This is a genomic window from Aureispira sp. CCB-QB1 (genome assembly GCF_000724545.1).
GTDB lineage: Bacteria > Bacteroidota > Bacteroidia > Chitinophagales > Saprospiraceae > Aureispira.
On record NZ_JHBV01000038.1, the window covers coordinates 57,740 to 83,792 of the forward strand.

Sequence of the window (26,053 nt, forward strand, 5' to 3'; positions counted from 1 at the left end):
TGTAGTTTTATCGTGGGCAAGATTTAGAACCACTCATTAAAGGTGTTTGTAAATAAGATGAACAGTAGTCAAATCGATAATCATTATCCGATTTTTCATTCCAGTAAATCAACAATCCATTGGGTCGTATATCATAGCTATAATTGATCTCACTAACATTGCCAACAGTTCCGCCTGTCCCATGACCAAAATTAGGGCTTTTAGTTTTATCATTGGCTTCTACTCCCCATCCTACATTCCAAGTAATGGTTGTTCGCTTGCGGTACCAATAATTTAAAAAGCCTCTGTACTGAGATTTGATGTGTACGTTAAAATAGCTTTTCACCTCCATTGGTGCTGCATTAATTAACACACTATAAGATAACTGGCTAGTTTTATTATCCACATTATAATAAGCATAGATTCGATGCTCTACACCAGAATACCCGTGCAATGTATGCCATATATCATTGGGATGGCAATATCGACTATTTACCAAATTAGCTTCCATATCTCGTCTAGGTACTACCCAAATGCCATTTTTTTCATCAGAAATAAGTTCTTTTTGTGCTTGTGCTAGTTTTTCCTCAGAACTATCTTCGATACGTATTATATGCGTATTGGTATATTTGACCAAGAAATTTGCAATCGATACTTCTCCATTGATGTTGAGCAGTGCACTCAAAAAGGGATGATAGCCCTTTATAGAAACAGAACTATCTGGTGTCATCCAAAGATAATCTTGATGTTGTTCTTGAAAGCGCTGATAGTCGACTCTATTTTCAACCTGTTCAAAATCTCTCTGAATGGCATCAAATGTCATCTTCATAGAGTGGAAGCCTATTTTCGATTGCCATTCGCTCACATCAATGGGCATTGGTCTATTAATGGCTAGACGAGTGGCATCAAATTGTTCTTGAGAGGGGAAGTGCAAGCGACCGTCAATCAGACGCACCTCACTTAAAGAGGGGATGGGAAGATTTGGTAAAGGTTCTTTTCTTTCGCAGGCAGTAAATGCACCAACGATAAAAAATAAAGCAACAAAACGAGCTTTCATAATTGGGACTATTTGGATGATTTATAATTACATATCCATCCAAACTTATAAAAACAAACTGTTTTCACAAAATTATCCAGCACAAAAAATATTAAAAAAAAATAAAATGTAAAACATTGTAAACGAGTGTAAACAAATGTAAAACAATGTAAATTTTTCAAAAAAAAAAGCAAAATCTACTACAACAGATTTTGCTTTTTCTCTAATAATTATTTGTATTATTCAAACTATTTTTTGCTAGAAACAACCCCTGCTAAATGTTCTTTTGCCGCTTGAATTGGAATAGCAATGCATCGTTTCTCCATGTAAGTCATCATTCGATCAATCAATTCTTGTACTTCATGATCCAAAGAAGAAACTTCGTTCTTAAAAACAGACGTTAAAGCATGTTGACGAATCGCCTTGATTTGCGTCGGAACTTCCTTCAAAGCTAATTCTACCTGCCTACCTTTATAAATTTTTCTAAACTCAGCGACACGTTCTTTGATAATTGCCTGAACATTAATGACCTCTTTTTCTCTAAATGCTAAGTTTTCGTTTACCAACTCTTTCAATCCATCAATTTCAATATAAGTTGTTGGATAGGTTTCTGCAATTACTGGGTTAATATTATTAGGTATAGACAAGTCAATCAAAATTTTCTCATCTGTTTCCCCTTGCAACAGCTTTTCGTATAATTCGGGAGTAATGATAGCTTCTGTTGCTCCTGTACAAGCAATTAAGATATCAAAACCTTTGTCATATTGGGGCAGTGCATCCAATGTAAATGCCGGACCTTTGCCCAACATTTTTGCTAAAGTAACTGCATTGGGTTTAGAACGATTAAACACCGTACAGTTTTGAAAACCATACTTTAACAAAAACTTTCCAACAAGCGTATTGGTTTGTCCTGCTCCCACAATTAAAATACGAGCATCTCTAGGGGGATTTTTAGCCAACAATTGGCGAATAGCCAAAGAAACAACGGATACTGCTTTCTGACCAATTCGAGTAGTCGAATAAACCTTCTTGGCAGATTCCACTGCTAGTTGTACTGCCATACGGATAGAATCCCCTGTTGCTCCAACTTTGCAGCAACGCTGATAAGCCTCCCTTAATTGTCGTAAAATCTCTCTTTCTCCAATTACTAAAGAATCTACAGACGAAGCAACCTCTAACAAATGAGTAATGGCAGCATTCCCATAATAAATACTTGCAGAATCTTTTAATTTAATATTAGCACTTAAATTAGGATAGACAACTGATTCAAATTTCTCTAAAAAACAATCAGTTAAAGGTTGTGCAGATGTGAAGAAAAACAAGACACGATTACAGGTAGCCAAATATAACAATTCGTCCATTCCAAGGGCAGTTTGGATGGCTTGTAATTTTTGTTGAAGGGCACATTCACTATCTAAATTAGGCAATACAAAATTACCAATATTTTTAAGTGGTGTGCTTTTGTGCGTGATAGTTAATATTTTGTAACTACTTAGTGTGTCCATGTATGTAGTAAAGTACGGATGTTAACTGTTGTATAACTTGTGTTTGGTTCTTTATCTTAGAACACAAAAGTACAAGAAAATATACATTTTTCCTGTCATTTTTATGTCAGTTCGCTAGAAGCTATCCTTATTTAAATTTATTCTAATCAAATAACCTTGCTTCTATTCCAAAATATACAAAATTCTTTTCTATTTTGGTCTCTAATATTGATTTGAATGTTCATTTAATCTCCTAGAGTGCTATTCTGACATTAATATGGCAGAAACTTCTATTTCTATCTTCAAATCAGGATTTATCAGGCGACTCACTTCTACCATTGTAGCTGCTGGTTGAATATCTTTGAAGACGGCTCCATGCGCTCGACCAATTGCTTCCCACTCGTCTATATTGGTAACATACATTCGAGTTCGAACAACATCTTTTAGAGACGCTCCTGCCTCTCCTAGTGCTTGTTCTATTTTTTCTAAAATAAATTTAGTTTGTGCATACGCATCGTCTTTTCCAATCAACTGATCTCCATCCATTGCTGTTGTCCCTGCCACTTCTACTATATTTCCAACTCGAACAGCTCGGCTATATCCTACCGTTTTCTCCCACTTTGTACCAGATTGAATTTTTTGTCTCTTGTTCATCATCATTATCATCTTTAATTGTTAAGTATAAAATCACAAGTAGTTGACACTTGTCAATTCCTAGTTTTTTATGCATACATGGCTCATGCCTACTATTCTTCTATAAATCATTAACAAAAAGTTAAAAATTAAACAAATGTTCTAAAATTAAACAAACATTCAATTTTGGTGTAATTTTAGGTTACTCAAACCATAGTAGCGCAACAAACTTTTTTGTAAAACCTTTCTCTATTATAATAGTAGTTCGTTGATTAGCTCCCTGCGGTCGTGAGATCGCTATCGCTTAGTTGTTTGCTTTTTTACCAAAAAGATAAAAAAGCACATTTATATTATTTTGATAATCAAAATTTTAACACAAAACGCAATAAAACCATAACTTATTAATTATCAAGCTAATAAAATCTTCAACGAACTGTTGTTATAATCAAGAACAGTTTAAAATTTAAGATACTATGAGCATAAAATTATCATTTCTGCTTTGCTTAATTTTTTTTCTCTTAGGCAATAGTTTTACCAATACCATTCAAGCTTCCGCAGTCCCTGTTATCAAATCCAACACTTCTACATCAAAGCAATTCAATCATAAAAAAAAGCAATTGAAGCGAAAAAGACGAAAGGCAATAAAAAAACGAATTCAATATTTTAAAGAAAAGCAACTGACTCGCCCCAATTCGGATGTGACACATACTCTACTTGTCATTGTTGGAATAGCTTGGTATCCCATTGCGATTGCATTGCTAGTCACTGCACTTGTTTTGGGGATTACGCCCCTACTTGTTGCCGCTATTATCATGTTATGTTTACCATTGCTTTTGTTTCTAATACTTGGGCTTATACTCATCATTGGATTAGCTACTTCAGGAGACTGGTGCTAGATTTATCAAGATAACGTTTATCAATCATTTACAAAACGATAACGACACCACCAATTATTAAAAATATAAGCCATTTCCCTTTAAGAATGATTATCCGCTTTGTATTTTTCGTAACAATATTTTGTACTTTCGACGTTCAAATAAAAATAGATTATGAATTATAAAGTACTAGGACTCATGTCAGGGAGTTCTTTAGATGGTTTGGATATTGCATATTGTTCTATCAATTGGGAAAATCAACAAGTAAAAGAATGGGAATTATTGGCTTCCGAAACATTAGATTTTTCGGATATGTGGAAGAGTAGGCTTCGCAATTTGCCCAGCCAAGATGGGCTTATTTTTGCCAAAACACATACTTATTTTGGGCACTATATGGCCGAATTGGTTCAAACGTTTATTCAAAAACACCACTTATCAAATATTGATTTTATCGCCTCGCATGGGCATACAATTTTTCACAACCCCAATCAGCGGATTTCTATTCAGATTGGCGATGGAGCTGCCCTTGCTGCCAAAACAGGTATTACGACCATTTGTGACTTTAGAACCCAAGATGTTGCGTTGGATGGAGAAGGCGCGCCTCTAGCTCCATTAGCCGACCAATATCTTTTCAAAGGCTACGATTTTTATCTCAATATTGGAGGGATAGCCAACTTATCCGCCAATATCAATAACAAATGGGTAGCTATGGATTGTTGTCCTGCCAACCAAGTTTTAAATGCTTTGGCGCAAGAACTAGGAGCAGAATATGACGATAAAGGTATTTGGTCTAGTCAAGGCATCGTTGCTCAAGGACTATTGGAACAAGTTGCCAATTTTGACTATTACACTCAATCCTACCCAAAATCACTGGGCAACGCGTGGATTCGGCAACAAGTTTTACCACTTTACTTAGCAGCATCTTTTTCATGGCAAGACAAACTAGCCACTGCCTGCGAACATATTGCTATTGAAATTGCTACCTGTATCGAACAAGTACTTCAAAAGGAAGCATTTTCAAAACAAAACTACAAGGTTCTAGTAACAGGTGGAGGCGCATTTAATGAATTTTTAATGGAGCGCATCAATGCTTATTGCAATCGCCATGCTGAAGTAGAATTATTTCTACCTGATGCTTCTATTATTTCTTTTAAAGAAGCCATTTTGATGGCATTGTTGGGTGTCATGCGCATAGAAAAGACCAGTAACAGCCTAAAAAGCATTACAGGCGCTCGAAGAAACACTATAAATGGTGCAATTTACCAAGGTTTGTTGTAAGTTTCTAAAAAAGAAAAGAGCCGCAGTTACTCAGGCTGCGACTCTATCATTCATAACTTCTATCTAGCAATCAATAGAATAGATTATAAATACTTATTAATCATTTAGTTTAAATCTTACTGGCAAATTATAACGAACTCTTACTGGTCTTCCACGTTGTTTTCCTGGCGTCCATTTTTCAGGCATTTTGTTCATTAGTTTTATAATTCTAATGGTCTCTTTGCCTAATCCTCCTCCTGGGTCTCTTAGAATTTTAATATCTCCTACCGAACCATCTTTGTTAATAACAAAACTCACCGCAACGGCTCCTTCTATGCCCATATCACGAGCCATACTTGGATATTTAATATTCTCATAAATAAAGCTCAATAATTTTTTATCGGCACAGGCTTTTTTCGCTTCATGATTTCCTGTTTGTTCTTCACATCCTGGAAATCTTGGCATTTGATCTGCAATCAGAATAATATCATCATTAGGTGCTGGTTCTTCTGGTTCTGGCTCTGGTTCTATTGCGATAACTGGTGGCAATTCTGTAGCATTTGGGTCGGTTGGACCTGTATAAGTACTAGGAGTTGGACTCACATCTATAATAGGTTCTTCTGGCTTTTCTGGTTCGGGTTCTGGCTCATCTGTTGGCTCAAAAGTTAGCGCAGGTTTAGGAGCTGGTGGCGGCAAAGCTGGTGGCAATTTAGGTTTGTCTTGAGAAGTTGGTGGCACCTCCATTTCGATTTCTTCTAGCTCAGGAAAAAATTCTGCCAATACTTGCTCACTCGTAAACTGTGTCCAAGCAAACGCAATCAATACCACGGCTACCGCTGAAGCAAAACCTGCTAACTTTATATTTTTAGTATGTTGATGAATATCTACTGCGGCATACTTCCGAACCAAAGGAGAATCATTCTTGTTTCCTTCTGTTTTGATTTTTAATGCCTGTTGATTCATATAAGTCTTTGTGGCAAAAATTCCCAAGTAGATGGCTACTCCTACAGCAGCAAAACCTAACAATACCTGTCCCCCACTCAAAATTAGGGTTGATGTAGCAAATAATGTATTCATAATGTTTAGAATTGTTTGGACCATAAACTCCTAGAGCTTATAGTCAATTTAATGTTAAAAGTTTAGTTTTAGGCATGGCAATGCCCTTTAGCTATAACACCCATTGGGTTATGCTTTTAGATATAATTACAAGTATGTTGTGGTGAATATAAATATTGGTGTGTAAAGTAGGGTGAGCCTTTTGCCCACCACTTATACTTTATGTTTAGAAGCATGAAAATTTGCTATCTCATTGATTTTTTGACAAACCTCAAAGCCAATGTGAATCCTCGTCAAATTTTATCCTCTTGTAGTAAGTAATAAAATACTATCTAAAGTAAACTAGCATTTAATAGTAGCATTTGATTATATAGATGTTGCCATTTTCTATTTTGGTGTGTCTAGATTATTTTTTTTCAAAAAAAAGTCGCCACCCAATAATGGATAGCGACTTTACTACTGATTATAAATCAGTTATACTAAATTCATTGTAGTTCCCTTATTCCTCTTCATCTTTTTCTGCTGGAGTCTCGTTAGAAACATTCTCTTTAATCTCCTCATTTTTAGCAGTTTCAGATACTTCCTCTGTCTTATCTTGTTGCTCTACAGTTTCACTTGGTTGCTCTTGCTGCTCAGCAATAGCTTGTTCTGCCACTGCTTTTGCTTGTTCTGCTGCTGCCTTAGCCTCTTCTGCCTTTTTAGCCGCTGCTGCCGCCTCTTCTTTGGCTCTTCGAGCTAAGTTTCGAGCATGCTTTGTTTCCAAATCTTTCATAGTCGCATACATATCCTCTAACTTCTTACTTTTAGAATCAATGCGTTCACGAATAAGTTTTGCTCGTACCTCTCTTAGTTGTGTTTCTAGTTGACTCACATCACCCGAGTTGATTTTATCATTTTGGATAGACAATTCTTTTTGATCTCTTCCAATAGATTTTTCCATTTTATCAATAGCACCTTTTAACCCTTCTATACGGCGAGTAAGGCGACCTTCAGGAGAACTATTAGGAGAGCGTTTAGCTTTTACTTTTTTAAAGGCACTGTCTATTCGATCCCAAAGTTTTGATCGAAGAGTTCTTGTTAATTTAGAGTTTTTAAAATTTTGCTGAAGTGTTTTGAGCTTATCAAACACCTTTTGCAAGTCAGCTCCTTCTTGCTCAATTAGTGCTTCAATAGGTTCTAAAACTGCCAATAATTTATTATAATTTTCTGTTGCCTCTGATTCAAACTTAGCATCTTCTTGAGAGCGCATTTTTTTCAGTTGAGCAAATAACTCATTGGTTCTATTTCTAAGATTATTAGTATGCTCCCTAAATAAGTTTTGCTCACTAACTTGCATTTGAACCTTTGCCCAAAAATCTTTCATACGTTCCCACATATCTTTCGAGTAAGATTTCAACCCATCGACCTGTTCTTGCAACTCCTCTAGTTCTACTTGATAGTTTTTGTACAATTTGGTAGACAAAACGATAAAAATCCATTCTGTTTGTGTGCGTGCTAACAACTCTGCTTTGTCTGTGCTAATCCCTTCTGGGAGCAAGCTAGTACTAGCAGACAGTGCCATCTCTTGCGCTTCTACTCCTTCAGGAAAAGCAACGGCTTCTCCTTTTCGCCATTGGTCCATCAAGGCTTTTGCAAATTCCTCTGATGCTACCTCTCCTTCGAAAAACCAAGATTTCACTTTGTTTGTTTCAGGATTTAACTCTAAAGCGATCAATACTTTTTGAGCATTTTCTTCAGTACCTTTAGTTCCCCACAATACAAGTTTTGTTTTCATAACAGTCCTTCTTTCCGTAATTTATAATCAAGGCCATTTAGCAGCCTTTTTGTACAATGTATATTTAATTTTCTCTCCACATCTATGCCAATATAGATGTTCGTTTATCATTATAACAAATCCGTATGATAAATGGTTCGTCCTCTAATTTAAGCTTTCTTTTGCAAAAAAAGAGGCCACTTGCCTTAAAAAAAGAACAAGTGGCGATATTTTTATTGTCGTTTAGAATTTATGATTTCTACTAAATTATTTTTTTTACAGATTTAGTAACTAACACCCAAGGCTTTAAGTGTATCAAAGTCTAATTGACCGATTGGAAGACCATTATCTTTTTGAAACTTCACCAAAGCCGCCTTTGTCAATTTTCCCATTACATTATCAATTGGTCCTGGATCATAACCTCTTGCTTTCAAAGCAGCTTGAATTTCTTGTACTTTAACCGCATTAATTTTATTTTGACATAAAACCTCTCTCCACTCAGAGAAACCGCCTGCTTTTACTAGACGACGATTAGAAACCGTTCTATATTGAGCAGGTACCTCCGTCACCTTTGTTTCGGCTGGTTTTACCATTACTGTTTTCTTCACAGTTTTGTATTCTGCTGGAATTTCAATGGTTCTAGTTTCTGATGGGCGAACAACGATGGTCTTAGTAATCGTTTTGTATTCTGCTGGAATTTCAACTCTTCTTGTTGTTGGAGGCGTTTCCACCACACGATCTTTGGTCGTTTTATATTCAGCAGGGATAACCACCTCTTTGGTTGTTGGAGGCGTTTTCATAATTGTTTTTGTAACCGTTTGATATTGTGCTGGCACTTCAACCAAACACCAAACCAAACAATCCTCAGGGTCTTGCGACAAACAATTTTTGTCACCTTTCCGTTTAACCCATTTTGTAGAAGCAGGAGAAATTTCGATTTGTTCGGTTACCGTTTCGTAAACGGCTGGTACTTCAACCAACTTAATTTCCTCTGGACGAACCATGATTTGAGTCTCAACATCTTTATAAGTAGCCGCAACAGGTTCTAAGCGAAAAGAAGCTGGTTTAATTTCAATTTGCTCTGTAACCGTCTCATAAACTGCTGGAATAATTTCTAAGCGAGTTGAAGCTCCTTTTACTTCAACTTGTTCGTCTACTTCTTCAAATTGAGCTGGAACAATTTCTAATCTTTGTGTTGCCTGTTTCGTTAAAACCTCTTCTGTCAGATTTTCATATTCATCAGGAATCATACATTTGGCGTAGCATTTTCCTGGTTCAGCATTAGGCGGATAATCTTGTGCTATAATTTTACTAGAAAGAAATGGAACCACAAGTAAGGCCGTACAGAGAATGTAAGTTATTCTTTTCATATTATTAAGATGTTTCATAAATTTAATTCAGGGATTTTATTGAACAATAACATTAGTAAAATCACAAGTTTAACTACTGAAAGTATAGAACTATTCGCCTACTAATCAAATAACAATTATTATTAATATATGCAAACTTATTACTTTTTTATCATATTGGCAGGTTTATTCTTGCCAAGAACTGCTTTTTACCGAATCTTAATTTGAAATGCAGCTTTTTAGACAACAAATTTAGGATAACAAGCAAAATATTTAACAATTTCTTTGCGCTGCATGCTATGTTCTTGCCATTTAGAAATTGGTTTGGCTGTCTTATCTTGTAATAAAATCAAAATTTCCTCCTTCCCCATTTTATAAGCACGGTTGGCTTCTTTCCCTTCCAAAACCAAATAAGAAAGCTCATCGTCACTAATCTCTGGATATATTTGTTTAATTTTAGTCCGAACAGCATCCAAAAAACTCGCATCTATAGGTTTGTTTCTAAGATCTACTTTTAGTAGCTTTCGCTCCAACAAGCTTTTGGACAAAAAAGAAAGCACAAAATCAGGATGTTCTTCAAAACCTTTTATAGCTGCTAAGATATCGATATCATCTAATCTATAAAAATACTCTACAATTTCATTGGCATTTTTTTTCAAATCCTTTGATGTTAAAGTTTGACTTAAGAAGTAATGCAATGTTTTAGAAATTGGTAACTCCACCCCGTTTTGACATAAATACCTTGCTCTCCGTACAATTTGGATTAACATTTCTCCAGCACAAATCACATTTTTATGCAAGTAAACTTGCCAGTACATTAAGCGTCGAGCAATGAGAAAATTTTCGACAGAATAAATTCCTTTAAACTCGATGACTAGTTTGTCTTCATGTACATTCAACATTTGCAACAAACGATCGTAACCTATGTTGCCTTCCTGAACTCCTGTAAAAAAGCTATCTCTTGTTAAATAGTCCATCCGATCCATATCCAATTGTCCAGAAACCAATTGATACAAAAATTTCTTTGGATATTTATTTTTAAAAATCTGAATAGCCAAATCCAATTGCCCCTCAAAAACCTTATTCAAACGCTCCATCAATAGCATAGATATTGCCTCATGATTAATATCTACCAACATATGCTCTAAAGAGTGCGAAAAAGGGCCATGCCCCAAGTCATGCAACAAAATAGCAATAATGACTGCTTCAGATTCTTCTTTTGTAATATCTACTCCCTTACACTTTAGTGTGTGGACGGCTTGCATCGTCAAATGCATCGCCCCTATCGAATGATGAAATCGATTGTGTGTAGCCCCAGGATATACATAATGTGTCAATCCTAATTGTGTAATTCTACGTAGACGCTGAAAATAGGGGTGTTCTATCAAATCTGAAATAATTCCTTTGGGTATTTCTATCAAACCATAGATTGGATCGTTCACAATTTTATATCCTAAGCTCATAATATTTATATTCCTTTACGTTTTTTTTAATACTCCGTTGATTTTTTAGTTTTCCTACGAAAAACGTAAAAAAGCATCTTGCATTAGTTTGATTATCAGCCTTTTAGTACAAAAGTCAACAAAAGCACATCTTACTGATAATCAAACTAATACGATTTTTCAACGGAGTAATGTTTTTTGGCATATTAATCTAATATAATAACAATCGTTCTGTAAAACCAAGTTGAAGGGGTAAGTTATCTCATAATATATAATAGAATTGGGCTAGCCACTTGCTATTTATAATGCCACTTATAATAAGATACATATATTGATCGCTCTTACTCTGTCTATTACTTATACTCCTCCCTTTAGGTTCATTATCTTAACTAAAATTGAACAGACACCTCCAAATATATCTTAACATAATGATGTTATACCAAATTATTGTTTTACTTTTAACAAAAAAAACAACTTTAATAACAAAAAACAATACTTTAAAAGAAATTTAATACGCAAACTCACCGCATAATTCTCAATCAATTATTTTTTAGTTTAAAATTTCTTTCTGCTTTTGTCCCAAAAGCACTTTTCTGTTTCCTATCGCCAATTTAGAAACAGAAGAGAGACCACACTTTTAATATACTAAACTATGAAAATTTTTACGGTCTTACTTCTACTCTTTTCTTTTTTTATTAGCTCTATCTTGTTTGGCCAAAATAGTTGGCAAGACATGATTCACGATCCTACTGCCAATTTTTATGATATCCAAAAAGCTTACGAAGATGAACTAGGCAATGTTCCCTATAAAAAAGGGTTGGGTATCAAACAATACAAACGTTGGGAATATTATTGGGAACATCGAGTCGATGAAAAAGGGAGATTCCCTGCCCCTGGACATGTCTTAAATGAAATGTCTAAATATTATAATACACATTCTAACAGCAGGAACTATACCGCTGGTTCTGGTAATTGGACAATACTAGGTCCTACTCCTACCCCAAACAATGGCACTGGACAATTAAACGGGAATGGTCGTTTAAACTGTATTGCTTTTCACCCTACAGATGCCAATACCATTTATGTTGGTGCGCCCTCTGGTGGCGTTTGGAAAACCACAGATAATGGAACTACTTGGACACAATATATTACAGGATTAACAAGATTAGGTATATCTAGTATTGTAATTCATCCAACTAACCCCAATACGATTTATGTAGCAACGGGGGATAGAGATGGGGGGGATGCTCCTGGGTATGGTGTATGGCGTAGTACAGATGGGGGACTAACTTGGTCTCCTCGCAATACAGGAATGGGTAATAGAACGATCAATGAATTGTTGATGGACCCAACGAACCCCAATATTATGATTGCGGCTAGTTCCAATCAACGCATTTATAGAACAACAGATGCTGGCGCTACTTGGACTTCGTCTGCTTCTTTAGGGCATAACCCTAAAGACATTGCCTATCATCCTACCAACTCCAACATTGCCTACGCTTCAGGAACAAGATTTCACAAATCTACGGATGGTGGTGTCACTTGGACTCGAATTACCAATGGCGTTCCTGGTGGAGTGCAACGAATTGCTTTAGCTGTTTCGCCCAATCAACCAGACTGGGTATACCTCATAGGAGGAGCGGGGAATGGCTTAGTGGGTATTTATCGTTCTACCAATAGTGGTACCTCTTTCACAACTCGAACTACCACTCCTAATGTATTAGATTATGCGATTAATGGTTCTGGTACGGGTAGTCAGGCTTGGTATGACTTGGTCATTGCTGCTGACCCAACCGATGCTAATACGATTTATACGGGTGGTGTTAATATTTGGAAATCTACTGATGGAGGGGCAACAATGAATTGTGTTTCTTATTGGGTAGGTCCTTCTGGTGGTGTTGATGGCGTTCATGCCGACCAACATGCCTTAGATTTTTCTCCTCATAATAACAATCTTTATAATGGGAATGATGGAGGGCTCTATCTTACGGTAGATGGTGGCACCAACTGGACGGATCTTAGTAGTGGTCTTGCTATTGCTCAAATTTATAAAATCGGCGTTTCTCAACAAACTCTTGATAAAGCAATCAATGGTTATCAAGATAATGGAACAGCTATTAACGAAGGAACTACTTTTGTAACCGAAATTGGAGGGGATGGAATGGAATGTATCATTGATCCAACAGATGATACGTATATGTATGGTGCATTGTACTATGGAGACATCAGACGCTCTACCAATGGAGGAACAAGTTTTGCGAGCATCTCTGGCCCTACTGGTGAAGGTGGAGGTTGGGTTACGCCTTATAAATTAGATCCCAATAATGCCAATAGGATGTTTGCGGGTTATGATGATATCTGGCGCAACGATGCCGTTCGTACAGGGACAGCATGGACTCAGATTTCTAATTTTGCCAATACTTCTAATATGGTCGATTTGGCGATCGCTCCTTCTAATAGCAATGTACTATATGCCTCTAAAGGAGGTAGTAGCAACTTCTACCGTACCAACAACGCACTCGCTGCCTCTCCTACATGGACAGACTTAGATGCTAACCTGCCTGCTAGTGGAACACCTAGAGATATAGAAATTGACCCAACAGATCCTACTCATTTATTCATCGCTTTAGGTAATAATATTTATGAGTCAACCAATAGCGGAGTTAGTTGGACAGATGTTTCGGGAACACTTCCCAACATATCTCTAAACACAATTGTCATTGATGCTGAAAGTCCTGTTGAGGCCATGTATGTTGGTATGGATGTAGGAGTTTATTACAAAGACAACACACTAGCAGATTGGGTACTTTACGCAACAGGCATTCCTAATGTTGAGGTAACAGAATTAGAAATTCACTACAACAGTGCTCAATGTAAAAGTATGCTATATGCTGCAACATACGGACAAGGATTGTGGAAAAGCGATCTTAAAGATCCTGGAAATGTTGCTGCTTTGGCTTGCTTTGAAACCTCTGCTACCAATGTTTGTATGGGAGAGCCTGTTACTTTTACAGATAATTCTTCTTATACTCCTACTTCTTGGACATGGACCATTACGCCAGCTACATTCACTTTTGTTGGAGGTACCAATGCCAATTCTCAAAATCCACAAGTAAGTTTTACTGCTGCGGGGACTTACAATGTACAGTTAAATGCAAGCAATGCTACGGGAAGTGATTTAGAAACTAAGAATGGCTACATTACAGTATCAAGTGCAACCAATGCTTCTTCATTCAATAACGATTTTGAAGCCGAAGCAACTTGCGCAACTACTAGTGACTGTGGAGCAACAACTTGTCCACTAGCTAGTCCACTATGGTCTAATCTTACCAACGGCACAGATGATGATATTGACTGGCGAATAGATAGGGGCGGAACTCCTTCTACTGGTACAGGTCCTTCTGTTGACTTTAATCCAGGTACTGCAACAGGAAATTACGCTTACTTGGAAGCATCTAGTTGTAGTGGTCGTACAGGTATTCTTCAAACAGCTTGTATGACTTTAGATCAAAATTATGATTTTGTATTTGGACACCACATGACAGGCAATGCTGTTGGTGAACTTCATTTGGATATTCAAATTGGAGGTGTTTGGACTTTAGATATAATGCCAGCCATTAGTGGCGACCAAGGGAATGCTTGGCGAACAACAAACATTAGTTTAGCACCATATACAGGCCAAACCGTAAAACTTAGATTTAGAGGAATTACAGGCAATGGTTTTCAATCAGATATTGCTATTGATGATATCCGACTGGTTTCTAACGTTCTATTATCAACAAGATTGGAAAGCTTTAAAGCAAATTGTCAAGGCGGTGGTAACAACTTGTTAGAATGGACAATGTCTGACAATCAGTTTAAAGGTATATTTGAAATAGAGAAATATATTGATGAACAATGGACGACTATTGGCACGACAACAGCAACCAACCAAAGAGAATACCAATTTAATGATCCCAACCCTCTTTTAGGTGAAAACCTCTACCGTTTAGCTATGATTGGTAACAACGATACCAAAAACTATAGCTTAAACACAGTAGCTAACTGCGATGTTGATGTATACAGCTTTGTTGTTTTCCCGAATCCATTCAAAAATGAGGTATCTTTGCAATTTCATTCTGAATTTGCTGCCAATCTTCCTTATAGAATTACCAATCTATTAGGACAAAACTTACTTCAAGGACAGGTTCAAGCTAGCAAAGGGTTGAATACGTTTGTCCTACCCATACAAGACCTTCCTAAAGGAATTTATCTTCTCCATACAGAAGGTAAAATGATTAAACTAGTGAAGAATTAATCTTGATGCTAAAAATCCCCGTATGGCACTTGCTATACGGGGATTTTTTATTTACAACAAAAAATTACATTCCACTAATCTACGGTTACGACATCTTGTTCAATACGTAAATTTTGTATAATATTTTGTTGGCGATCGGCAGTATTTTTGCCCATATAATAAGACAATAGTTTATCAATATCGGCAGATGGGCTCATTTGTACAGGCTCTAAATGAATATCTTCGCCAATAAATTGCCCGAATTCGCTTGGTGAAATCTCTCCTAGACCTTTAAATCGAGTCACCTCAGCTGTTTTTCCTAACTTATTCATTGCCTCCTGCTTTTCTTCTTCGCTATAACAATAGAATGTTTTCTTTTTATTTCTTACTCGAAAGAGAGGCGTCTCTAGGATATACAAATGTCCACGAATCACTAACTCTGGGAAAAATTGCAAAAAGAAGGTCAATAACAATAGACGAATATGCATACCATCAACGTCGGCATCGGTAGCAATAATTACTTTGTTGTATCTCAAATCATCCAAGCCGTCTTCAATGTTCAAAGCATGTTGCAGCAAATTAAATTCTTCGTTTTCATAAACCACTTTCTTAGTGAGATTATAACAATTCAAAGGTTTTCCACGCAAACTAAAAACAGCCTGAGTTTTTACATCTCTAGCTTTGGTAATCGATCCACTTGCTGAGTCTCCCTCTGTAATAAACAACATCGTTTCGTTTGCCCCTTCTTTATTTGTATTGTAATGCAAACGGCAATCTCTAAGTTTTTTATTGTGCAAATTCGCTTTCTTAGCTCTAGTATTTGCCAACTTTTTGATCCCTGCAATTTCTTTGCGCTCTCGTTCAGACTGAACAATACGCTTCTGTAAGGCAGTTGCAACTTCTGGATTTTTGTGCAAAAAGTTATCTAGCTTTTCTTTGATAAAATCCCCTACAAAGACATTCAAACTAGGACCTTGAGGACCTACATTAATGGAACCTAATTTTGTTTTAGTTTGTGACTCAAAAATAGGTTCTTGAACACGCACACTAATTGCTGCAACAATCGCACTCCGAATATCTGCTGCATCATAATTTTTACCATAAAAATCACGAACAGTTTTTACCAGCGCTGCACGAAACGCATTTAGGTGCGTTCCTCCTTGAGTCGTATTTTGACCATTAACAAAAGAATTATATTGTTCTCCATAATGTTGTCCATGTGTCATGGCAATTTCTATATCGTCTCCTTTTAAATGAATAATAGGATAACGAATTTTTTCAATATCGACACGTTTGGTCAATAAATCCAACAGACCATTTTTAGAAACAAATGATTTGCTGTTGAACGTCAATCGCAAGCCTGCATTTAGGTAAGCATAATCCCAAATACGATCTTCAATATATTGTCGATTGAATTTATAGTTCTTAAAAATGGAATTGTCTGGACGGAATTCGATGTATGTTCCATTAGGTTCTTCCGTTTTAACAAGCTTTTTATCTTCTTTCAATACTCCTTGCTCAAAAATGGCTGTTTTCATTTTTCCATCACGATAAGAGCAAACTTTGAAATAAGTAGACAATGCATTAACAGCCTTTGTACCAACCCCATTCAGTCCTACTGCTTTTTGAAAAGCATTGGAATCATACTTTCCTCCAGTGTTAATTTTTGAAACACAATCAACAACTTTACCCAAAGGAATACCACGACCATAGTCTCTTAGAGTCATCATGCCATCATCTGTCAGCTTGATTTCAATTTTCTTGCCAGCCCCCATCATATATTCATCAATAGAGTTATCAATTACCTCTTTGAATAAAATATAGATTCCATCGTCAGGAGCTGTTCCGTTGCCCAGCTTTCCGATGTACATACCTGGACGTAAACGAATATGCTCTTTCCAATCTAAAGATCGTATATTATCTTCTGTATATTTTGCTGTTGCCATTTGTGTTATTTAATGCTTGTTCTTTTCAAAAGAAAAGCCTGAAATTCTAAAAAATTTCAAGCTTTACTACAAATATACTAATTCTAGGAATAAAAAACAAATTGTTTCAAAAATAAATTCTAAACAAGATGTTGAAATTGAAGTTTTTTTATCGCTTTATTGGATAATCATCCGCTTGGGCTTCGCCCAAACCTTATCCTCATTAGTGTAGTACAAAAATGCCGAAGAAGCAGGGGCTTCATAAGTTCCAGGGACATCTGCTTTCAAATCAAGCTGTATCGTTTTGGTTTGATTGGGCTCTAATTGTTCGTAATGAAAGACAGCATATCCATCAAATAATTCATAATAATCGACGATCTTCTTTTCTTGTAATTCTTTTAACTGCCAAGGCTGTAAACTCAAACCAGCAGGAATCCCAACCATCGCCATCGCCATTGGTTGCCCTTTAGCACTAGTATTAGACAATGTTGTTGTTAACCGAATGGTTTCTCCCATTTTAACCTCGTTTTTAGGCAATGTAGTATGCAAGGACAATGGACAATTGGGAGAATTTTGAGGCAAACGAGTTGTGTAAGTAACTTCTAAATCCCAAGGCATTGCTACTTTAGTTCCTTTGTATTCAACAACAATATTTTGCTTTCCATCTTTTAAGAATTCACCTAGATTAGGAATCAAAACCTCACTTTGGTCCTCCGTGTAAGCAACTGTAGCTACTTGTTGCCCATCTATAGACACAACAAGTTCTCCTGGTTCGGCGGCTTTCTTACTATTTTTGGCATACTCTAACATTGCTTTTAATGCCAAAACTGTCCCTTGGGTAGAACCATATCCATAGTAATTTTTTCCACTCTGAATTGCTTTTATAGCCTCTTGTACAGCCTTGTCATACCCCTGAGCTTGCAACATTGCTAAAACCGCTAGGCTAGACGTTTCGATCATCAAAGACTGTCCTGTTGAATTGGTTACCGAACTAGTTAAGCCGACAAAACGACCATCTTTCTGCTGCAACTTGGCGAGTTCTTTTACAAGCGTTGTTGCTCGCTTATCCTTTGCCTTAAATAAAGCATTTGCCACCAAAGCCATCATGTAAGGATCCTCACTTTTCACAGCATCCTTATACGATTTGTCCAGTTCTTTGGTTATTTTATCAGAATATCCTGCTTCTGCTACTGCCCAAACAATATACGCATCGGTAACTTCAGCTACCGCCCAACTATGTAGTGCCTGTTGATTTTTGTTCCAACTCCCTTTTCCATCCTTTCTGCTCAACAGCCATTTTGCGGTTCGATCAATCAATTCTTTGTCAACATCGTAAACTCGTTTCATGTCAACAAACTCCATCAAACCATATGCCGATAAAGCTTCATGCCCAGGGTCTCTTCCCCACCAATCAAAACCTCCTGAAGGCGACTCATAACCTACCAAACGCTTGTATCCTGCATCAAGATACTCCATCGCTTGTTTTTCTATTTGAGGCAAAGACATTCCTGTTTCTCGTAAATAATCCAATACTAATAAATTCGGATAATTAGAGCTAGAAGTCTGCTCAAAACAACCATGGGGCATTCTCAACATATTTTCCATTCCTTTCATAACTTCATCCAAAGTGTTGGGGTATGCTTGCAATTTAGCAACTAGAGAACCTTCTAATTGTTCCTGAATTGTCAACGAAAACTCTTGGCGCATTTTGTCACCTGTAACTACCTCATGCACAGGAAAGCCTCTTGGTCGAGCATTAATTGTCGTCAATAATTGATCTTTTAAACCTTCTGCTTCAAATCCAAGCAACAAATCTCCTTCTGCAACTTTGTCTAAAACCAAACACTTTAAAGCTATTGTTTTGCTTCCTTCTGCTGTTACATGAATAGTCGTAGGAGCTTTTTCTAGCAGTTGAATATGAGTAGGCAGTGTGATGCTCAAATTTCCTTTAAGCGCTATTGATCTGTTGTTTGTTAACGTTAATGGAATGGTAATTTGATCTCCAGTCAACACCTCTTTAGGTACTTTGGTCAACATTTCAAATGGTAGTTGTGTAAAGTATGTATAACTCGTACGACCAAGTCCTCCGTTATCTCCAAACCCTTCGATTGTCACTCTAAACTGCGTAATGGCATCATTGTTATAAAAAGTTATCTGTGCTTTGCCATCGGCTCCCACTCTAACACTGGGGTTCCAATATACCGTTGATCGAAAATCTGTCCGCACTGTAGAAACTGATTCTTTTTCATACGTCACTACTGGAAACTCTCGAACACGCTGATAACGTGTCCCTGTAATTTGAGGCGCCCAATATCCTTCCAATTCATTTTTTTTCATTTCCAAATCCTCTAATACCAAATCTTCTTTATCAAGTACCAACTCCCCTATTATAAGCCCTTCTACATCTTCATCTATCAATGCAACATCATCCATTGGGGCAGGTTCTGGCTCTGGCAAAGGCTCTGCTACTCCATCAAACATAACAACTTCTTCAAATTCCTCTACCGCTTCAGGAGCATCAAATACTCTCACCACACCACCTCTATTAACAGCCGTAGCCCTAGTCGCAACAATTAAAGCTTCATCCAACATTACATTAACAACATTCTCTCCTTCTTTTAGAATAATATTTTCAGCACGATAACCAGCTCCATATACTTGCAAAGCTGTTATATTGTTAGGGATGGTTAAAGAAAAGACACCCTTTCCATTCGTTTTGGTTGCTGTTATTCCCGAAGCCCGCACTTCCGCATTTGCAATTACCTTATTATCACTATTTTTAACAACTCCAGTAATAACTCTTTTTTTGTATACTTGTAGAGTGAGGTCATTATTATAATCCAAAACGCTTGTCAATACAGGATAATAAATATCAGACTTTGTCTGAAGATTAACCGATTCAAACAACTTCCAATTGTTGATAGAAAATCGACCATTTTGATCGGTTACTGCTACCACATCTTTTCCCATTAACTCGACAGCTATGCCAGATACTGGCTCTCCCTTTTCATTTAACACAGTACCTCCTATTCTAGCTAATTCACCAGTTTGAGTTGGTGCTTGATAACTTTCTGCTATAATTTCTTTCCAAGCAAATTTTCTCCACCCTTGTGTCATCATTAAGTGGTCTAATGCTTTTTTTCGATCAATATTAGGCTTTAAACGCGTTGCATCTTTTTCGTCATCAAAATAAAAATTAGGTTCAACAACCTCGCCCTTTAAATCCGACTCCAACAACATATAAGACAACAAATGCCCTTGTTTATCATCAGCAAAAGTCAACAACTTATCATCTACTACTGCCAAGGAAAAGTCTCCAGATACAGGTTGTCCCAATTCATTGGTTACCTTTAGGCTCATTTCTACTTTTTCTCTCGGAAGGTATTTTTCTTTGTTGGTAATAACTTCTACATTCAATTGTTTATTAGGATTCACAAAAATCAATCGCTCTGCTCTAGCTATTTTGTCACTACTAAACAAGGTAATTTGGGCAATTCCTACAGGAAAATTAGTTGTTGGAATAGAAAGTGTGTTCAAGCCTTTTTGGGCAGCAACTACTTTAGAATACTGAACCTCTTGGCGACTTTGAACCACAACATAGAGTTCTTCTTCTTTAGAACTGATTACCCCTAAATTGATATGTTTTGGGTCAGACGTCACGGCTTTTAAAGCATAGCCTTCGTCTAAGGCAACGGGAAGAGGATACTCTTTTGTTATAAAAGCAGGGCTTGTAATTTTGGCAGTATACTGTTGTCCTTTTTGTGCCGTCATCTCAAACTGTCCCATTCCTTGATGGTAACTATCAAATGTTGTGACAATTTTTCCTTCTTGATCAACAATATGTCCTTCTACATCTGCAGGTTTACCAAACTCATCAAGTGCTTTAAAGCCAACTCCACAATTCATACCTGTGATTAAATCCCCCCCTTCTGGATAAAATGCTAAATCAATATTCCCCAGCACAATAGGAATGCTTCTAGCTATGGACTCAGTTTGACCTTTGTATTGAATCATTACATTCAACAAACCATCATTGGTAGCCAGTTTTTGAGGCAAATTAAATTTGAGGTAAGCACGACCTACATTATTGGTCTTTCCTTTTCCTGCTTTTATTCTTTTCCCTTCCAAATTAACAACATAATCAAAGGCATGTCCTACCAATGCTTTCTTTGTTAGCGTATTCAAATCTAACGTTGCGATTACAGCAGCTCCTGCACCGTATGCTTTTTTATCAAAATTAAGCTTCATATTAAGGTTGGGCAATACAGATTTTTGGACAGTGATATCCCGTTCAAAAAAAGCGTTTGTATTCTTCTGCCATTGTGTATAGGCTTTGATGGTATACAAACCACCTTTTAAACTTGCGACCAAATCAAAAGCACCACCTACCTGTCCTTCTTGGGCAATCAGCGTTAAGGTTTGTTCTACACTTCCTTTAGGACTCAGTAATTCTACATACACTACTTCACTTTTATCACTTGCCTGAAACGTACGAGCATCTCTAACATACGCTGTAAACCAAATTGATTCTCCTGGTTCATAAAAAGTTTTATCAAATTGCAGATAAACTTTGTCCTCTGCCATTTGCTCTTGATAAAGCGCTAACTTTTCTACCAAGTTTTTTAGAAATGGATGATTGGATAATATATTGGGTTGGTTATAAATAGCACTTGCTAAGCCAATGCCCAACATCATAAAAATTAAAAAGGAAATAGCTATTTTTTGTGTTGTCGATTTCATAATTATAAGACTGGAATAAAAGAATAAGTTGGTGATCAGGTTTTCACTCTTTGGGTTTTCTAAGACCGCATCCAACCTAGACGAGCAACGACTAGTCTATATAATAAGGTGTGGTTGAATTGGCTTATAACTTAGAAGATGCAGCCTTGCTTTTTTTTGGTGTTTGGGGTACGAATTTTATTATCATTGAGCCCATAAGAAACTTCCTAATAATTCCCCCAACTAAAGCGATAATAATTATAAAATAGTTATAAAACGCAATTAATAAAAACAAAAAGCCGCCTCAATTAAATTGAGGCGGCTTCAAGTCACTAAAAAATTTAGCTTATATTAATTCTAGTATCTTCTCTTAGTTTTGCGTTTTGTAGTTTTAAACTGGTTACCACCTGGCATTCCATTACCTTTTGGAGAACCTGTACGAGTCATCGCACAACGGAAACCTAAATAAGCAGAAGATTTATCTTCTTCTAAGAAACGTCTAGTACCAGGAGACATCCAGTAAGCTCTGTCGTTCCAAGCACCACCTTTATAAACACGTGCTTTGTCAGAAACTAAACTGTGTTTTCCGTACTCATATGTTGCTTCAGACTGAGCATCACCATCCAAGTGATTGATTACATTAGAGAATTGGAAGTTTCTTCTATTTGCAATTTCATCTGCATCCAATTCTTTGTATTTCAAACGCCCAGGAGCAATAGAATCATCATCCAATTGAGGCTTGCCATCTGCATCTAACTCTATTTCCATAAATACATTACCACGATAAGGATTCAAATCTTGCGTTTCAACATCTCTTAAAGTAGTACTAGTCATTGGACGGTAAACATCTTGTACCCATTCGTTTACGTTACCAGCCATATTGTATAGACCATAATCGTTTGGCACATAAGAACGAACAGGAGCTGTGATTGATGCATTATCATTCAAGGCACCAGCCATACCCATGTAATCACCACGTCCACGCTTAAAGTTAGCCACAATCATCCCTTGGTATCTACCATGTTGAGGATAACGTACTGTAGTTCCATCCCAAGGGTAGATTCTACGGTCAGAGATACGCTCATCTCTAGCATATGCTTGATTTCCTACTAAAGCCAAAGCAGCATATTCCCACTCTGCTTCCGAAGGCAAACGGTAGTCGGGTAGAATAATACCATCTTCAAATCTTACGCTTCTTTCTTCACCAGTAGAAGGACTTACCATTGGCTTGTCTCCTGGATCAGCTTCATAAACACCTGCTAAGTAAGATTCTGTCACAAAATTGTTAGCTCCTTGTTGACCTTCCATGTCTCCAGCAATTTTACCATCTCTGATAAGAATCATTTCGTTGACACGGTCTGTTCTCCATTTACAATATTCTTGTGCTTGCAACCAAGTAACCCCTACCAAAGGATAATCCATATAAGCAGGATGGCGCAAATATGTTTCAACATAAGGTTCGTTATAAGACAATTCTTCTAACCATACCAATGTATCTGGCAATGCTTTTCTATGTAATTGAGGCATTGAAGAATGCACTCGTTGTAACCAATATAAGTATTCTAAGTAAGCAATATTAGAAACTTCTGTTTCGTCCATATAAAAAGAAGATACCGTTACACGACGAGGAATACCACGATAATCCTTCATCACATCTTCTTCTGTTTGTCCCATATTGAAGGTACCACCTTCAATAAAAACGAGGTTTGGACCTGTTTCCTGCCCTTGATAGTCAATGGGTTTTTCAAAACCACCCCATTCTGGAGAGTTGTATACCCACCCTGTTGTGTTTGAACGTTCTTCTTTTTTACAAGAAGACATTGCTACCAACATACCAAGCAGTCCAAATAAAAATATTTTCTTCATTACGAGCTAAGATTTTTTATGATCTAAATAAAAGGCTAACAAATTTAGTAAAATTTTTAAATTACCTAAATATTTCTAGGCAATCATTATATCTATTTCGGTGTTTTCGTTTTTTATTTTCAAAGTTGAGAGTCAAAGAGATTTCATGTGCTCCTCCCGATTCAGCTCCTAGTTTGGATACGGTCAAATCATAACTATATCCCAATTTAAAAACACCCTTCTGAATACCAACCATAAATATAACGGCATCAGCATTGGTAAAAGTATGTCGAAACCAAATTCCTCCCAAAAATATTCCGTACCGAGCGTATGTACCAATATTCAGTTGATGAAAGGATCTTTGCTTAACAAATAATACATTTGGAGATAAAAACGCTTGTTTTCCCAATTTATTGCGTTTGGTTAGACGAATTTCGCTTCCCGCATGTATGCTATAGCGCAAGGGCAATTCATCCGATCCATCTTGAGATGCTCCCAAAAAACTTTCCCTAGGTGTTGTCAAGTGTTTTACAGAGACCCCAGCATAAAAATAAGGCGTGTTGACCAATAAACCCGTTCCCAAATCAAAATAGTTGAGACTTGAACTACCTTGAGCTTCATTGGTAGGATTTGGGTTTCCATTCATATCCACCGTTCCTGTTGCAACATTCAACTGATCTAAAAAGACCAATTTGTTCCAAGCCAATCTAGAATTCACAAAATTTCCTTCTAAACCAGCACGAATATAGAATTTTTTTGAAAAGCGAATGTCATATGCATAAAATAACCCGATACGATAGGTTGCATAGATACCTCCACCAGCTATATCTGCCTCTACTAATGCCCCAAAACCACTATTGATTTTAGAAGCATAATGACTGATAGATACAGCATAAGTAGAATAAGCATTAGGAATATTAGGCCACTGATTTCTATAATTTAGGGTGATGACAGGTGCTTCTACCAAGCCAGTCATAGCTGGATTTAACTGCATTGGTGCTGCAAAAAATTGACTGTAAACAGGATCTTGTGCTGATATTTTTGTACCAATCAACAACAATCCTAAAAGTACAAAAAATCTATATCTCATAACATTTTATTTGATAGATGGGTAATTGATGACGATTCTAGCTGATTTCGAACCATTTCATAAGCATACAAAACCGAAAGTCTTTTGGTTGTCTATAGCATCAATTATTTTAAATTCTCTGAAAGAATTTAAATTCGACCCTCTTTTAACGGTGATAAAAGTACACTTATTTTTAAGCTTATGTACGAAATCAAAATTATTATTCCACTTTTATATAGTTGGTGTCTCCAACTCTACTAAGATTGTATACTATAATAATACTCTTATAACTATGTAATGGATGACCACCACCACTAAAAGTTTTTAATGATGTGTGACGGCTTAAAGGTGTTTAAGCCAAAAGGCGGGAACGTATTGCCTATAAATATAAAGGATCTACTTGATAATGTCAAATTAAGGAATTGAACAATTCTATTATTTTTTCTACTACATCCCTCTACACTTTTGATTTTCTTACGTTTTAATCAGTAGTAGTTCGCTCATTCACTTCCTTCTAGCAAGAAGTTACGTAGCTCTTTAACTGAAAGGTAACAGCCTCTTTTATTCGATGAGCGTTGTTATTCTCTTGGGTTATGAGCCAACAACTTGGGGACACTGCTACTACATAGTTTACGCAAACTAATGTTAATTCATTACTCCGTTGAAAAATCGTATTAGTTTGATTATCAGCAAGATGCACTTTTACTAACCTTTACACTAAAAGACTGGTAATCAAACTAATACAAGATGCTTTTTTACGTTTTTCGTAGAAAAACTAAAAAATCAACGGAGTATTATTAATTGATACTTTATAATTTTTTTCACCAATGTAATTTTGTATCCAAACACCTAAACAACACTAAACCAATACACCTGTATAAATTTTGTCATTTATCAAAGTCTTTATGCAACCGCTCTTGTCTCCTAAACTTGAGTTTTTGTCTTCTCCTAAAATAGCCTCTCCTACACTATTCACAAGACAGATGGTTGCCAAGCAAGCACTTTGCAATATCAATTATATTTCTGATCGCAAATCCTATCACTGCTAGATCATCATTCTAAAAAAAGAACGCTATGCTTAACTCTTTTTTCAAAGCATCTCTACTAACATTGCTTGTTAGTACAAGCTCCTATGCACAAACCACCACAGAAAGCATCACCATTAATTGGCAAGAACAACCTAGGACATACCAATTGCCCGATGGAAACACCTTACATTATCTTTATTTTGAAAAGGCAAATTACAATGGAACAGAAGCACGTCTTCCTATCTTCTCTAAACAAATTCGTTTGAATAGTTATGGTGATTTGACCGCAAGATTGGTCAATGAACAATACTCACCTTTGACTAATAC

General features: G+C 36.6%; 15 protein-coding genes. 4 read left to right on the top strand and 11 right to left on the bottom strand.

The features are described from left to right. Positions 1-7 precede the first annotated feature (7 nt). The 3 genes from CG11_RS19365 to CG11_RS19375 form a co-directional block, all read right to left on the bottom strand. Positions 8-1,036 (bottom strand): hypothetical protein, encoded by a 1,029-nt coding sequence (locus CG11_RS19365; protein WP_052598491.1) that lies wholly within the window; start codon positions 1,034-1,036, stop codon positions 8-10. A 227-nt stretch (positions 1,037-1,263) separates the two neighbouring features. After that, positions 1,264-2,520 carry a glutamyl-tRNA reductase gene (gene hemA / locus CG11_RS19370; RefSeq protein ID WP_052598492.1) on the bottom strand — a complete coding sequence of 419 codons (1,257 nt, stop codon included), beginning with the start codon at positions 2,518-2,520 and terminating at the stop codon, positions 1,264-1,266. A gap of 240 nt (positions 2,521-2,760) precedes the next feature. Next, the gene (locus tag CG11_RS19375) at positions 2,761-3,153 is read right to left on the bottom strand and encodes a RidA family protein (protein WP_052598506.1); all 393 of its coding nucleotides are present in this window, start codon (positions 3,151-3,153) and stop codon (positions 2,761-2,763) included. Between the two features lie 452 nt (positions 3,154-3,605). On the opposite strand from CG11_RS19375, the gene CG11_RS19380 reads away from it, so the two are divergent. After that, positions 3,606-4,028, top strand: a complete 423-nt coding sequence (locus CG11_RS19380) for a hypothetical protein (protein WP_052598493.1) — start codon at positions 3,606-3,608, stop codon at positions 4,026-4,028. Positions 4,029-4,181: 153 nt separating this feature from the next. Continuing rightward, positions 4,182-5,285 carry an anhydro-N-acetylmuramic acid kinase gene (locus CG11_RS19385; RefSeq protein WP_052598494.1) on the top strand — a complete coding sequence of 368 codons (1,104 nt, stop codon included), beginning with the start codon at positions 4,182-4,184 and terminating at the stop codon, positions 5,283-5,285. A gap of 96 nt (positions 5,286-5,381) precedes the next feature. On the opposite strand, the gene CG11_RS19390 is transcribed toward CG11_RS19385, so the two are convergent. From CG11_RS19390 to CG11_RS19405, 4 genes are all read right to left on the bottom strand, one after another. Further along, positions 5,382-6,341 (bottom strand): energy transducer TonB, encoded by a 960-nt coding sequence (locus tag CG11_RS19390; protein ID WP_063833150.1) that lies wholly within the window; start codon positions 6,339-6,341, stop codon positions 5,382-5,384. Between the two features lie 478 nt (positions 6,342-6,819). Next, on the bottom strand, positions 6,820-8,094 hold the full coding sequence (locus CG11_RS19395; protein WP_052598496.1) for a hypothetical protein: 1,275 nt from the start codon (positions 8,092-8,094) through the stop codon (positions 6,820-6,822). 263 nt (positions 8,095-8,357) lie between these two features. Further along, positions 8,358-9,443, bottom strand: coding sequence for a peptidoglycan-binding protein (locus CG11_RS19400; RefSeq protein ID WP_052598497.1), 1,086 nt, complete (start codon positions 9,441-9,443; stop codon positions 8,358-8,360). A gap of 218 nt (positions 9,444-9,661) precedes the next feature. Further along, positions 9,662-10,885, bottom strand: coding sequence for an HD domain-containing protein (locus tag CG11_RS19405; protein ID WP_052598498.1), 1,224 nt, complete (start codon positions 10,883-10,885; stop codon positions 9,662-9,664). Positions 10,886-11,516: 631 nt separating this feature from the next. On the opposite strand from CG11_RS19405, the gene CG11_RS19410 reads away from it, so the two are divergent. After that, complete coding sequence (locus CG11_RS19410; protein ID WP_052598499.1) at positions 11,517-15,161, top strand: T9SS type A sorting domain-containing protein; 3,645 nt, start codon at positions 11,517-11,519, stop codon at positions 15,159-15,161. A 74-nt stretch (positions 15,162-15,235) separates the two neighbouring features. On the opposite strand, the gene CG11_RS19415 is transcribed toward CG11_RS19410, so the two are convergent. The 4 genes from CG11_RS19415 to CG11_RS19430 form a co-directional block, all read right to left on the bottom strand. Beyond that, positions 15,236-17,086 carry a DNA topoisomerase IV subunit B gene (locus CG11_RS19415; RefSeq protein ID WP_052598500.1) on the bottom strand — a complete coding sequence of 617 codons (1,851 nt, stop codon included), beginning with the start codon at positions 17,084-17,086 and terminating at the stop codon, positions 15,236-15,238. A 156-nt stretch (positions 17,087-17,242) separates the two neighbouring features. Next, positions 17,243-21,805 (bottom strand): alpha-2-macroglobulin family protein, encoded by a 4,563-nt coding sequence (locus CG11_RS19420; RefSeq protein WP_052598501.1) that lies wholly within the window; start codon positions 21,803-21,805, stop codon positions 17,243-17,245. A 336-nt stretch (positions 21,806-22,141) separates the two neighbouring features. Beyond that, on the bottom strand, positions 22,142-23,650 hold the full coding sequence (locus CG11_RS19425; protein ID WP_052598502.1) for an SUMF1/EgtB/PvdO family nonheme iron enzyme: 1,509 nt from the start codon (positions 23,648-23,650) through the stop codon (positions 22,142-22,144). 61 nt (positions 23,651-23,711) lie between these two features. Beyond that, the gene (locus tag CG11_RS19430; protein ID WP_052598503.1) at positions 23,712-24,719 is read right to left on the bottom strand and encodes a type IX secretion system membrane protein PorP/SprF; all 1,008 of its coding nucleotides are present in this window, start codon (positions 24,717-24,719) and stop codon (positions 23,712-23,714) included. 1,053 nt (positions 24,720-25,772) lie between these two features. On the opposite strand from CG11_RS19430, the gene CG11_RS19435 reads away from it, so the two are divergent. Then, positions 25,773-26,053, top strand: a 281-nt coding sequence (locus CG11_RS19435; RefSeq protein WP_052598504.1) for a hypothetical protein, incomplete at its 3' end; no start/stop codon positions are given.